The organism is Microbulbifer maximicatervae (SeqCode), assembly GCF_052467505.1.
In genome coordinates, this window is record NZ_CP174313.1 from 31,508 (window position 1) to 44,382 (window position 12,875).

Here is a 12,875-nt window from a genome sequence, read left to right on the forward strand (position 1 = left end):
CATGCACCTGTCTAAAGACTTTCCCGACTATAACGTAAGTGTAACTAGAGACTCTTCAACCCAAGGCTTTTCAGCAGAAACGTCTAGGCTAGTTGAATGGGAAAAGGCTGTTATTTCTGCATCAGATCCAAGCCGGCAACTGGACAAGGTGCCTAGGGAGGTAGGTAGTGCTTCCAATTCTGAACCAAAAAATAGTTTTCTGAATAGTGCAGTCCAAGAGAATGAGTACCAAAAATCGATCTTTACACTAGAACAGTGTTTGGTCTCCAGTCATTCAATCCAAAAGAAAAGTAACACGTTAGATAAACTTTCAGAGTCTACCGTTTTACCATCTAGGGATAGAATCAATGAATTACAATTCTTAGATGGTAAGTTAAAAGATATTATTACAAAACCCCAAAGTAGAGTTGAAAAAGCTGTCACGCAGCAATTGTTAAGGGTTTTGCCAGAGAAAAGCCTGTTAAATTTTTGTTTTAAAGGTGATTTTGTTGAACTAAGGCTTCGTAATTATTTTGCAGATCTTAACGAGCTACTTGAAGTTGTTGATAAAATTCTAGACAAGTACGGCATTAGAGTAGATAAGTATTTAATTAATGGTTCATATATTACTAAAAATAGGCGATGACTTATGGCAATTGAATCTGTAGGGCGAGTAATGGAATCTCAGGGGGCAGATCAACAGGCCTCTGTAGAACTTGATGAATTCATGGAGATATTTATCACCCAGCTAAATTACCAAGACCCGCTCGATCCGGTTGATAATAGAGAGTTTCTGACGCAGCTAGCGGAATTTTCTAACCTAGAGTTGGCGCGTGCAACAGAGGCCGGAATTACTGAATTGCTAGAAGTTAATGCAGTAAGTCAATCTTTAAGTTTGCTTGGAAAGTTAGTAGAAGTAAATGGTGAAAATGGAACTACTATTGGAAATGTTGAATCTATTCGATTCGAACAGGGGGTACCCTATATTTCATTATCAACCTCCGACGGAATCTTGATACCTGATTTATCCCTTAATGATATCCGTATTGTAAAGGAATAGTTTTATGAGTCTTTCTAATGTTGTATCAAATAGTCTTTCTGGATTTAGTGCATTTACAAAAAAATTGGATGATTTAAGCCATAACGTTGCAAATATGAACTCCGTAGGGTTTAAGAAAAAGGAGACATTCTTTCAGGAAGTTAATGACAATGGTGGGAATGGAGTACACCTCTCCAATGAGAGGGTTTCATTCTCTAATGGAGATATTTACTCAACTGGAGAGAATACTGATCTGGCCATAGAGGGAGAGGGGTTTTTTATTGTTAGGAGCGAGACTGGAACATCTTATACTAGAGCGGGTCAGTTTGTATTTGACTCCGGAGTGCTTGTGGACTCAAATACAGGTGGAGAGGTACTAAGCATTACTGATAGTGGCGAGTTAGTAAATATAGATATCTCTGATATGCAGTTTTCTTCATATGAGCCAACATCAGAAGTTAGCCTGACAGGTAATTTAAGTTCGTTGTCGGCAGATGACATAGAATTTCCATCAGAAGATGAAAGTCCAATATCAGTAGATGTTGTAGATTTTTCGGGGCGAAATCAGAAATTATCTATAACCTATACAAAGCAGTCGACCGATGATTGGTTGGCTGAGGTAACGAACGAATCCGGTGAAATTGTAGGATCGGACACATTAAAATTCACCGCTGCCGGATCTCCGGTCTCTGGATTTAATACAATAAATGTGGCACTTGAATTGGATAATGGTAAAACACAAAATATTGTGTTTTCTGCTGGCAAAGCCGGGGAATTCACAGGTCTCACTAGTTTCCCATCCCAAACAAATGCTTTACAGTTACAATCTATAGACGGTAGAAGTTTTGGAACTTTGCAGGATATTAGCTTCGATAGCTCTGGTTCTATAATACTCACCTATACAAATGGAGATATTAAAAAACCTTACTCGCTTGGACTTGCATTGTTTGTAGATAAGAGTGTATTGAGCAGTATTAATAACAGTCATTTTTATAGTGATTCAGATCCTAGCGCCATAGCATCTGCAGATGAGAAAATGGTCGGGTATATAAAGGCTCAATCTTTGGAGCGCTCAAATGTTGATGTTACTGATGAGTTTTCAGAAATTGTTATTATACAGAGAGGTTATCAAGCCTGCTCACAAGTTCTAACCATATCTAATCAGATGATTGAAGAGCTATATAATAGTGCAAAAGGTGGCTAAATGCGAGCTAACTATTTCTATACTTATTCACCGAAACAGATTCAGCGAGTAGAAAATTTTATTATAGATAAGTGTAAAGAGTGGGGGCTACGTTGGTTCAAAAAAGAAGATATTAAGCCAACCGTCAAAAACTTATCTAATCTAAGTCTTGATACGAAGGCGATAAAAACTAGGAAATATTTTGGTGGCTGCTTACATATTGAAGCATGGGAGTTACAATCAAGCCAGATTGTTGGTGCATTATTAGGTAGACAAGTTTCATTAAAAGATACTGAGCACAATATATGTATAGAGCTTCTTAATAAGTTGTTTTCAGATTTAGCTTGCCAGTTTCCTAATGTAACCTTCGATAGTGAGCCTTCCTGCTTGAAGGAGAGTGTTTTTTGCTATGGCAGTGGATGGTGTGTCGTAGAGATACAAATATCTGAAGAACTTTATACTAAAATTTATTTGGGTCAAGAAATTGTATTTTCTTTGCTGGATATTGATCATAGCTCTATCTCAGATGACATTTCGATTTGCTCAATGGATTCGATTTTAAAAGATCAATCAGTCAAGTTTATTGCAAATGTGTCAAACTTGAAATTGTCCATTGAAGACCTATTGGAGATTGAGGTCGGAGATATCGTACTACTTGATAAAAAAATAGAAAGTAAAATAACTCTTAAATCTGAGAACGATGAGATTGATATTGTAGGTGAGATGTGCTCGAAAAAAACCAATAGCGCTGTGCGCCTTGCCTCTAATTAATTATTTAAGGAATATTATGACTGATAGAACTGTTGAGATCGTTGAGTTGCCGGAAGTTAAAGAATTCTCTGGAGAGAAAATATTTGAAACAATAAGTCCCCGCTTCTTTAAGGGAATCACTCTAGAGGTAAAGGTTGAATTAGGTAGTACAATCATCGCCCTTGATAGGTTAATGTCGTTGACTGTTGGTAGTGTTTTAGAATTAGACACTCCTTCTAACCAAAATGTATGCTTGAAAGTTGGAGAGGAAATTTTTGCAAAAGGTAGGCTTGTTGTAGTGGATGGGTTTTACGGTGTAGAAGTTGAGGAGAAATTTTCGATTTCGTAAAAATATTAGCGTCGACATGTTAAATTTAGTGATGCAGGTATTTTTTTCTGCTTTGTGTTTTTCTATTCTGGAATTATTCATTGATTCATGTTTTATGTGATTTTAGGTTTTTGATGCCATGAGAAGTTATCTTGCGTCTGCTCAGATTGGTTTTAAAGAGGAGTACTTTATTTGGGGTGGTGATTTAGGGCTGTACTGGTTAGTGGTACTTGTGGTTTTCGTGATTGTTGTTTTTTTTATACGTGCTAAGCAAAAAAAATCGTCGCAGGGTGTTAGTTCTAGGGTTTCTCTTAAAGAAAAGTTGCCTTTGTCTCAAACTTTAACTGTTTATTTGCTTGAAGTTGATGATGAAAATATCTTGCTTGTTTGTGGCCCTGGTGGATTGAGTATATCTAATGTCTCTAAAGCTTAAAAATAAAAATACTTTATTTGTTGTTGCTTTTTTAGTATTTATTTTTAATTTTCCATTAAATGGTTACTCTCAATCATTACTTCCAAATATTGCTGCTGAGCAACTTTCCCTAGCTGATGAGAATTCCACTGGAGTTGGTTTGTCAGCACCTTTTCAAATTTTACTAACTCTTACACTGTTAAGTGTTGCGCCTGCATTGCTGATGCTAATGACGGCTTTCACCCGGATAGTTATAGTTTTGTCTATGCTTCGCCAGGCATTGGCTATGCCTAGTACTCCCCCTAATAGTGTATTAATTAGTTTTGCATTTTTGCTGACCATATTCGTAATGACTCCGGTTTTTGAGAAAGTTAATGAAGATGCGATACAGCCATACCTTAATAAAGATCTTAGTTTTGAGGCGGCATTAGTAGGTGCACAGCCGCCACTAAAAGAATTCATGGTCGAACAAACTCGCGAGAAGGATATATCTCTTGTATATGAGATGTCTGGTAAGAGTGTGCCAGAGAGTATTGATGAAGTAGGGCTCTTCACACTTGTCCCTGCATTTCTAATTAGCGAATTACAATCTGCATTTTTAATAGGGTTTATGATTTTTCTGCCATTTTTAATGATAGATTTAATTGTAGCAAGCGTTTTAATGTCTATGGGAATGATCATGTTGCCACCAACTACAGTATCATTGCCCATTAAAGTGCTTGTTTTTGTGTTGATCGATGGATGGTCTCTATTGGCGTATTCGCTGCTTGGAAGTTTTTCTTAGAATTTAAATTTTCATTAAAAGTATGGAAGAAGATCTTACAGAGAAGTGGGTTTCTCTAGAAACATCAGGGTTAATGTCTGCACGAAATTATTTATTCGAATATTATCGAAGTTATAGCCATACTATTGCAGGCTTGATTTATAGGAAGTGTCAACATCTGGGGGTAGATTTACAAGATCTACTACAGCTAGCTGAGCTGGGCCTATTGGATGCGATAAGCAAATATGATAGGAAGAAAAAAGTATTTTTTAAAACGTATGCTTCTTTCAGAATAAAAGGCAGCGTTATGAATGGTGTAAGCTCCTACTCCGAAAGAGCAAGCTTACATAGCTACTTCTCAGGAGAAAATATGATGGAATTTAACATCGATTTTTCCACAAGAGGCAGCGACAGTCTGTTTGACTCAATTGTAGGTGCGACTTTAGACTTTGGCTACTCCTACCTTTTAGAGTCAAGTTGGCTCAATGGCGAAACCTCATTATCGGATTTCCCTTATGATTCATTGGAGGGACAAGCATTCTTTCAGCAAATATTGGATTACATAGAAAAACTACCAACAATTAACCAGAATCTAATTAGGATGAGGTATATTGAGGACAAGAGTTATTCGGATATAGCTAAAGCAATGAAGCTTAGTAAATCTAGAGTGGCGCAACTTCATAGTGATCTTCTAGCATCGATTAGAGAGCATGTTAACAAGCAAACGTGTTGGAACAAGGTTATTTAAATTTCCACCAATATTATATCGATTCTAGTGACACAGGTGTGACTTATGTCTTCACCTGTGTCTTTCCTTTATGCTGGCCCCGTAAATTGATTTAGTAACGATAGTAACGGCCTCGGTAGCGATAGTAGTCTCTACGTTTTCTCTCCCTATCATAAAGGTAGCCTGCACCGGCACCAATAACCGCACCTGCGGCAGTGCCACCGGGGCGCCCGCCACTGATCAAGGCACCTGTTACTGCGCCTATACCGACACCGGTGCCGATTCGGCGGTCGGTATCACTCATATTGGCGCAGCCCGTACCTCCAAGGCTTGCAGTCAATACTGCGGCCAAGCTGAGATATTTGATAGCTTTGATACGCATAGACACCTCTGTTACTGGAAGGTTGAGGTATAAAGAATCGGCGCAGGCCGACTATTTCGGAGCCAGTGTAGAGTCCGCATGCACTGGCAACAAATCCAAATTGGGAGTTTCATTCCCTTTTTTTGTCGACATTTAGGTGGTTGTTAAGGTGTTCGAAAAACAAGACTTGGTAGAACTGGCTCGACTCAAAATGCCATTTGGAAAATACTCGGGCCGGGTTTTAATAGATTTGCCTGAGGAGTACCTGCTTTGGTTCGCAAAAAAGGGGTTTCCAGAGGGGCGTCTAGGACAGTTAATGGCATTAGCCTTGGAGATAAAAGTAGAGGGATTGCAGGGGCTTATTGATCCTCTGCGCTGACCTTTTAGCAGGTTTTCCCAGTATTGCAATCACCTTGGTCGGTTTGCTCTGCGGGACTTTGACATTAATATAGTAATGCCTAGGTGTGCTTTGCGGAGCGAAGCCCAAGAAAAAGCGGGCCGTAATGGAGACTGGACTGACCCGGAAATAGGCCCACAGCGGGTAACCACTGGTCTGAATGATTTCAGCGAGGTAGTAGCGGGAGTAGAGCCAGTCAGCTTAAAAGAGGGAGCGGTCGAAACGAATTCGGCCGCCACTCTTTTAAATTATTCTAAACTTAGTTCTCACCGACTAATATTCGTCGGCAATATTTTGTGAGAGAGTTGCCCGACTCGAAAGTCGGACGCAGCTATCTACTAACTAACTGATCAGAGTGGGATTCGGATAACAACACCACCCATAGTGTGGCCCAGCTCAAAGTCAGTGCGCGGGCTGTCTACGTGATCGTTGTGACAGCTCACACAAGCAGGTGAAACACCTACATCCGCATATACTGCAGTGAAGTACTCGGTATCACCTAGTTTTTCGCGGCCGTAAAAGTTTTTCCCTGGGTTGTCGATTACGTACTGCAAGCCCTCTTTTTCCATCTCTGTGCGCGGTTTGTTTTGCTTGTTGATTGGCCACAGGGAGAGCAGGGCATAGTTAAAGCCAGACTCATTTTCGGCAACACGCTCAGCTCCCATACGCATCATCTGCGCGGGGAGTGGTAGCAATTTCTTATCTTGCCAGTGCTCATCAGCGTCGAGGATTTTCTCCTCGTTCTGCAGGCGGTTTACAACCTTGTTGGTGTAGTTGGCCCTGTCTGCCTCGATAACGGCAAAGATGGCATCCGCCATTCGCTCCGGAGCAACTCCCTGGTTTTTCTCACAGCCGGTGAGCAGTGCCAGTCCAGCGATAATACAAGCGGCAATACGCATATTTTCCCCTCCTATTGGGATTGATTTTGCTTGTTTTTGCTTTTGGTAATCCTTGCAATACGCTCGCGGATCAGCTCGAATGTTTCATGCTTCTCTGCGGGTTTATGCTTGAAATTATTGTTAATCAGAGTTTTGTCAGCCAGGGCAGCAAGGGAGAATTCGGCTCCATGACAGCTCAGGCAAACGGGCATCATTTTTTCATTGGGGCGAAGGTTATGATTTTGATTATGGTTAACTACAACCTGTTCGCCATGGGTTTCCCGTGGTAAATGGCAGCTGGCACAGCTTACGCCACCCTCTGGGTTTGAATTCCAGGTATCGAAGTGAGGGGACTCTTTGTAAGAGAGACTGTGCTCATCACTGTGGCACCCCAGGCAAGCCTCTACAGCGGCAAATTGCAGATTTACTTCATGGGGCCCGTGACAACTGACACAGCTCAATTCATCCGTTGCGCTGGTATTCATGGGAAGGCGGGCCTGTTGCGGGGAGATGGCGCCGACCTGCTGGATAAAGCCCTCTTCCAGCTTGTTGGACATGCGCATTCCATGTTTTCCTTGAGTGAAGGATTCTTTTTGATCGCTGTGGCAACTAGCACATTGCTCGACAATCTCAACACTACTGAATTGCATTTGCCTATCGACGTGACAGCTGCTGCAGTTCACCTCTGTTTGTGCGTGAATACTCTGTGCCCAGACCGTTGCGATTTCTGCAGTCTGGCTAGAGCTGCTAATGTCTGCTTCGCTAACTTTTAAAGGGGCTTTATCTGAATGCTCATTTAGCCAGGACTGAACTGCTGTACGAGCGGGAAGCTTTGCAGTTTCCAATAGATCAGGTTGATCAACATGGGCGATAAGGAAGTCTTCATAGAGGGAGCCATTATCGTGATAGTTGTGGCAGCCCGCACTCGCACAGGTTTCAAATCCCAGGTCTTTGTGACTACTGCGCTCTTCGGCAATATCGCTGTGGCAGTGAAAGCAAAAGTCGCCCGCCAGGGTTACGCCCATCTCTCCTGTGATCTGTGGTTTGTGTTCAGTGTGACAACTTACACATAGCCGTGCGTCAAGAGTCTCCAGAAGTACAGCATTGCGTGGATCTAAAAATTTCTGCCGGGGGTGTGAGTCGTCTACAAGCTCCAGTTCTTCCGCATGGCAATTCAAGCAAGCTTGCTGAACAGCATCCTCACCGGCAAAGCCATCGGTATGGCAGGAAGTACAAGCCAGCTCAATTTGATGGTGACCGTGCGTGGCATCTCCACTGATAAATAGAGATTTATCGTCAACGTTAAGGTTGTATGCCACCGCAGAGCCGATAGCCAGCGTTAGCAATACACCGTAATGCCAGAATTTAAATTGATATGATTTCATCTAGAAGTAATAAATCGCAAAAATATGGTAGGCGAGAAGGACCGGTAAGGCCCAGAGCAGGGCATAGTGAACTCGGGACCACCATTTTCGGTGTTCGCGAAGTTTCAGGTCAGTCCAATGGTGGTTGCGCGCCATAAAAACGCCGACGAGAGAACCAGTTGCGGTTGCAGTTAGAAATACCAGCATCAATGCCAAATTCAGGTTTTCACCAAGGCGGAAGCCTGAATGTACAGCGAGAGCAAGTAGAGCGATTAAACCTGTAACGCTGTGTGCATAGCGCCAGTGATCGACATGCCCAAGGTTAAGTTTATTCCAACGTTTCCTGATACTGAGAGCGGCAGTAAACAGGCACATAGCGAGAATGGTATAGCCCGTAACCTGCTTCCAAAAATTGTCGTACCAGAGCTTTTCCCAAAAAAGTGCAGTCTGCACTGAGGAGGAAACTGGAGCTGGCGGCATCAGGAAAGCCAGGGCTATCAGGATTAATGACAGAACAGAAGTTATCAATATCCCCTTGGAGTGTCGCATTACCAAGTTGGGAGCTGGCACATCCAGAAGCTCAGCCATTAGCGGGCGGCAACTACCGCAAACAGACCCGGCTGTTGTCGCTTGTTGCAATTCGTTTAAATTGCGCTTCCCAGCGGAAATAGCCTTGCATAATTCCCCTTTGGTGACAGAGTTGCACTGGCAGACTAGATAACTATCGGGAAAATCTTTAATGCTATTGCCGCTTTTTTTGGCAAACACTCGCCCTTCGCTTTCAAAGTCTTTCAGTGTGCGCAGAGAGATTTTTTGCTCCTGTGCTACGGTCTGGCGCAATTCATTGGCTTCATCCCAGCTGCCAATATAAATGGCCCCAACGATGTATTCACCTTTGATAAATAAGCGTCTATAGATCCCCTTAAAACGATTGCGATAGACATGGCTCTCAACGCCCTCTTGCTGATTGAGGTTTTCTGGGGTTACCTCTCCCATTATTCCGCAGGGAATATGGGCAATTTTCAGCTGAATATCGGTATAAGTGCCGGAGTAGGGCTGCGAGAGAGATTTACCGCTATGGTTGCGACGAATATGTGAGCAGCAGCTTTCAGCTTGTTCGTAGCCCGGTCGGACCAATTGGTAGACTTTCTTGTCAAACTCAGCGCACTCGCCTACGGCGTAAATATCCGGGTCGGAAGTTTGCATCCATTCATTGACTACGATTCCGCGTTTAGTTGAAAGTCCGCTCTGTTCGGCCAGGCTAATTTCCGGCTTAATCCCAGTGCACAACACGATAGCGTCGACGGGAATTTTTTCGCCACTTTCAAAAGTGAGTAGGCGCTTGCTATCGCTCTCTTCAATGGATGTTAGGGAGTCCGAAATTTTTAACTCTACACCCAGTGCAGTGAGTGCGGACTTTAGGAACTCCTCTCCTTCTTCACCCAGGAGCCCGCTGAGTAAGTGTCCTCTGGATTGTAAAGTGATGTTGTTTTTAGGTGTTTTTAACGCGGTTGCAGCTTCAAGGCCCAGAGCACCAGCACCGATAACACAGATGTCTGCATTCTGCTCCCTTAACTCAAGTAAATCATTGGTGTTACGCAGACTTCGAAAAGGGTAAACACCTGGCAGATCCGCACCCGGAATCTTCGGAATAATAGGATTTGATCCAGTCGCTATTATTAGCTTGGAATAAGGTTGTATATTCCCTGCAGCATCGGTGACTGTTTTTTTGGAGCGATCAATAGAGACTATTTTACGGTCAATATATTCTGCTAGGCGGTGGTCACTTTGACTGAGAATAGGGTTATCAAGCTCCTCCAACTCTACATGGCTTGATAAATATTGAGAAAGTTTAACCCGGTTGTAGGGAGACTCTGTTTCTGCTCCATAGATAACAATTTGAGCTTCATCACAGAATTCTAATAATTTTTGTGCGCAACGCACACCCACCGGACCAGTACCGATAATTACATAAATTGGGTAACTGTTATCATTAGTATGGATGCCGCTTGGTAATTGCTCGACAAGTGTGTCGTCTAGCTCAGTCATACCTCCCCCCGACTGCTTTGATTTTCTATTAGTCTTTGTATTTTTAATTTGTCTGCCAGATGGCCTGCTAATTTTCTTAGACTAATATCCCACTCTTTGGTGTTTTTTTGAATTCTAGTCCCTATATGTTTAAACAAAATTAAATAAAGGTCTAGTACCAAATAAACGATGACGATAGAGAATTGGGTGTAAAGTAAGGTCAGGTCGGAAAATAAGACTGGATTTAACTGATGCGCACAGTTTTTTGGAGAGCTAAATGTAACTTGCCCAAATTCGGTGCTTATATTTAATTTGACTGTGAAAATTGGCGGGGAGAGGGGAGTGCTTTCCAGTTACTTTGTGACAGCTGAGCGGCCAAAAAATATGCGGCCCCGTCCTTGTGGGCTGCGGACTGTAAAATAGTATGCCTATTGTAAAGATTTGTTTTTTATCGGCATTCCTAGGTTAAATATCTCACTACTCCTGATAAAAAAACTAAACGTTGCTTTTAGGAGGGCTGATAAAGGACGTAGAGTTCTTTTTCTTCTAGGGCAGTACGGCGAGTTAGCGCTTCACCGATTTTCTGATAATCCATTTTGAAATCGCGAACCATTTCAGGGGTAAAGGCTTCGTGGTTGTAGCGTTTGCAAAATTGCACAACGGCATTTGCAATTTCATTCATATCGGTGCGGAAATCTTTAACTACTTGCAGTGTGTGGGTATCGCCAGCCAGTGCTTGCTCTAGGTATACGTAAAAACGTACATTTTCTTTGATTAGATGGGCCTGGAAGCCAGATTTAAATTGGGTCAGTAGCTGCGATAGCTGGCGGTAGTTCTGCTTCTCATAACCCTCTGACCACATGCGCTGAAAAATACTGATCAGGGTGCGGTGATCGTCTTCAAGGGCTTTGATTAGAGTGGGGTCGTAAGAGATTGTGCGGGCACCTTTAGCTCCTGCATAAGAGCTGCGAGTATATTTTTCCTCAAGGTCCGCCGCGTCTTCTGTTTTGTTACTTCGGAACATTCCAGAAATAAAACTAAGCATGAATTTAGTCTCAGTAAATTTAAAGGTTTGTTATTAGGTCTGATAGCGCCGCGAAGTTGGGGGTAACTTAAAGAAAGCAAAGCTGTTTGGGTCCCGGCGGGCGTGGCGGATTTTACATTGGATGACAGTTGGTTTAACTGTTATGGAAGGGGCGAGTAAAGCAAAATTTCCAAATTGGGACTTGTGTCACACTTCAGGTGTTTGCTTTTTAATTTTTATCGAAATGTAGTTGATTATCGCCGGTAGAATCAAAATAAATTCAAATATCTAATTAATAAAAAACCCGGCATAGCCGGGTTTTTTTGATTGCTTGAGCTTAGCGCTGCTCGAGCGGTACATAATCGCGCTGCGGGTAGCCGGTATACAGCTGGCGAGGACGACCAATTTTGTACGGATTGGAAATCATTTCATTCCAGTGTGCAATCCAGCCTGAAGTACGGCCTGTGGCAAAAATTACGGTGAACATATCGGTGGGGATACCGATAGCCTTCATAATAATGCCGGAGTAGAAATCTACGTTCGGGTAGAGTTTCTTCTCTACGAAGTAATCGTCCTCAAGGGCGATTTTCTCCAGCTTCTTGGCGATCTTCAGCAGAGGATCATTTTCTGCACCCATGGCACCCAGAACTTCATCACAGATGCCTTGCATTACGCGGGAGCGTGGATCGAAGTTCTTGTAGACGCGGTGACCAAAGCCCATCAGGCGGAAGGGGTCATTCTTATCTTTGGCGCGCTTCACGAATTCGTCGATACGGCTTTCGTCGCCAATTTCCTGCAGCATGTTCAATACCGCTTCGTTGGCGCCGCCGTGAGCGGGGCCCCACAAAGTGGCAATGCCGGAAGAAATACAGGCGAACGGATTGGCACCAGAAGAGCCAGCCAGGCGAACAGTGGAGGTGGATGCATTCTGCTCGTGGTCTGCGTGCAGCAGGAAGATGATGTCCATTGCCTTGGCGACAACCGGGTCTATCTTGCTGGGCTCGCAGGGGTTGCCAAACATCATGTGCAAGAAGTTCTCGGAATAGCTGCGGCTATTGTCCGGGTACATGAAGGGCATGCCCTGGGAGTGCTTGTAGCACATGGCTGCCAGGGTTGGCATCTTGGCAATCAGGCGGTGGGCGGAAATCTCGCGGTGCTCCGGATTGGTGATATCCAGGGAGTCGTGATAGAAGGAAGCGAGGGCACCAACTACGCCACACATCATCGCCATTGGGTGGGCATCGTAACGGAAGCCTTTAAAGAAGCTCACCAGGGATTCGTGAACCATGGTGTGAGACATAATGGTGTCTACATACTTCTTTTTTTCTTCTGCGTTGGGCAGTTCGCCATTCATCAGCAGGTAGCAGGTTTCCAGGTAATCGGATTTTTCTGCCAGTTGCTCGATGGGGTAGCCGCGGTGCAGCAGTTGGCCCTTGCCGCCATCAATAAAGGTGATTTTAGAATCACATGAGGCGGTAGATACGAAGCCCGGGTCGTAAGTAAATAAGCCTTTACTGGTCAGACCGCCGACATCAATAACATCGGGGCCGAGGGTGCCGGAGCGAACTGGCATCTCAAGAGCGCCGTCGATACCATCGACTGTGAGGTGCGCTTTTTTATCGGACATTGCGGACTCCTAAAA

The 12,875-nt window shown here is 43.4% G+C and carries 15 protein-coding genes; 9 read left to right on the forward strand and 6 right to left on the reverse strand.

Features of this window, described 5'->3' with window-relative positions; all coding sequences use genetic code 11:
* The first annotated feature begins 1 nt into the window (after position 1).
* The 8 genes from ACJJIN_RS00100 (at position 2) to ACJJIN_RS00135 (ending at position 5,202) form a co-directional block, all read left to right on the forward strand.
* Positions 2–625 carry a hypothetical protein gene (locus tag ACJJIN_RS00100; protein WP_444896410.1) on the forward strand — a complete coding sequence of 208 codons (624 nt, stop codon included), beginning with the start codon at positions 2–4 and terminating at the stop codon, positions 623–625.
* Positions 626–628: 3 nt separating this feature from the next.
* Positions 629–1,039 (forward strand): flagellar hook assembly protein FlgD, encoded by a 411-nt coding sequence (locus ACJJIN_RS00105; protein ID WP_444896411.1) that lies wholly within the window; start codon positions 629–631, stop codon positions 1,037–1,039.
* A gap of 4 nt (positions 1,040–1,043) precedes the next feature.
* Entirely contained in the window at positions 1,044–2,222 is a 1,179-nt protein-coding gene (locus ACJJIN_RS00110) for a flagellar hook-basal body complex protein (protein ID WP_444896412.1), read from the forward strand.
* On the forward strand, positions 2,223–2,972 hold the full coding sequence (locus tag ACJJIN_RS00115; protein ID WP_444896413.1) for a FliM/FliN family flagellar motor C-terminal domain-containing protein: 750 nt from the start codon (positions 2,223–2,225) through the stop codon (positions 2,970–2,972).
* Between the two features lie 16 nt (positions 2,973–2,988).
* Complete coding sequence (locus ACJJIN_RS00120; RefSeq protein ID WP_444896414.1) at positions 2,989–3,300, forward strand: FliM/FliN family flagellar motor switch protein; 312 nt, start codon at positions 2,989–2,991, stop codon at positions 3,298–3,300.
* Between the two features lie 118 nt (positions 3,301–3,418).
* Positions 3,419–3,712 carry a hypothetical protein gene (locus ACJJIN_RS00125; RefSeq protein WP_444896415.1) on the forward strand — a complete coding sequence of 98 codons (294 nt, stop codon included), beginning with the start codon at positions 3,419–3,421 and terminating at the stop codon, positions 3,710–3,712.
* Positions 3,696–4,475, forward strand: coding sequence for a flagellar type III secretion system pore protein FliP (fliP, locus tag ACJJIN_RS00130; protein ID WP_444896416.1), 780 nt, complete (start codon positions 3,696–3,698; stop codon positions 4,473–4,475). The genes ACJJIN_RS00125 and fliP overlap by 17 nt, the downstream gene beginning before the upstream one ends.
* A gap of 22 nt (positions 4,476–4,497) precedes the next feature.
* Positions 4,498–5,202 carry a sigma-70 family RNA polymerase sigma factor gene (locus ACJJIN_RS00135; protein ID WP_444896417.1) on the forward strand — a complete coding sequence of 235 codons (705 nt, stop codon included), beginning with the start codon at positions 4,498–4,500 and terminating at the stop codon, positions 5,200–5,202.
* 91 nt (positions 5,203–5,293) lie between these two features.
* Here ACJJIN_RS00135 and ACJJIN_RS00140 read toward each other — a convergent pair whose 3' ends face one another.
* Positions 5,294–5,563: a YMGG-like glycine zipper-containing protein gene (locus tag ACJJIN_RS00140; protein ID WP_108734168.1), complete on the reverse strand. Its 270-nt coding sequence runs from the start codon at positions 5,561–5,563 to the stop codon at positions 5,294–5,296.
* Positions 5,564–5,711: 148 nt separating this feature from the next.
* On the opposite strand from ACJJIN_RS00140, the gene ACJJIN_RS00145 reads away from it, so the two are divergent.
* Positions 5,712–5,921, forward strand: a complete 210-nt coding sequence (locus ACJJIN_RS00145) for a DUF3820 family protein (RefSeq protein WP_282933831.1) — start codon at positions 5,712–5,714, stop codon at positions 5,919–5,921.
* 368 nt (positions 5,922–6,289) lie between these two features.
* Here the strand turns inward: ACJJIN_RS00145 and ACJJIN_RS00150 are convergent, their stop codons facing one another.
* From ACJJIN_RS00150 to gltA, 5 genes are all read right to left on the reverse strand, one after another.
* Complete coding sequence (locus tag ACJJIN_RS00150) at positions 6,290–6,838, reverse strand: Tll0287-like domain-containing protein (RefSeq protein WP_282933830.1); 549 nt, start codon at positions 6,836–6,838, stop codon at positions 6,290–6,292.
* Positions 6,839–6,849: 11 nt separating this feature from the next.
* Entirely contained in the window at positions 6,850–8,202 is a 1,353-nt protein-coding gene (locus ACJJIN_RS00155) for a cytochrome c3 family protein (RefSeq protein WP_444896418.1), read from the reverse strand.
* On the reverse strand, positions 8,203–10,230 hold the full coding sequence (locus ACJJIN_RS00160) for an FAD-dependent oxidoreductase (protein WP_444896419.1): 2,028 nt from the start codon (positions 10,228–10,230) through the stop codon (positions 8,203–8,205).
* A 487-nt stretch (positions 10,231–10,717) separates the two neighbouring features.
* A complete protein-coding gene (locus ACJJIN_RS00165) occupies positions 10,718–11,254 on the reverse strand; it encodes a hemerythrin domain-containing protein (RefSeq protein ID WP_444896420.1) in 537 nt (178 codons plus the stop codon).
* 316 nt (positions 11,255–11,570) lie between these two features.
* Positions 11,571–12,860, reverse strand: coding sequence for a citrate synthase (gltA, locus tag ACJJIN_RS00170; protein WP_413662987.1), 1,290 nt, complete (start codon positions 12,858–12,860; stop codon positions 11,571–11,573).
* Between the last annotated feature and the right edge of the window lie 15 nt (positions 12,861–12,875).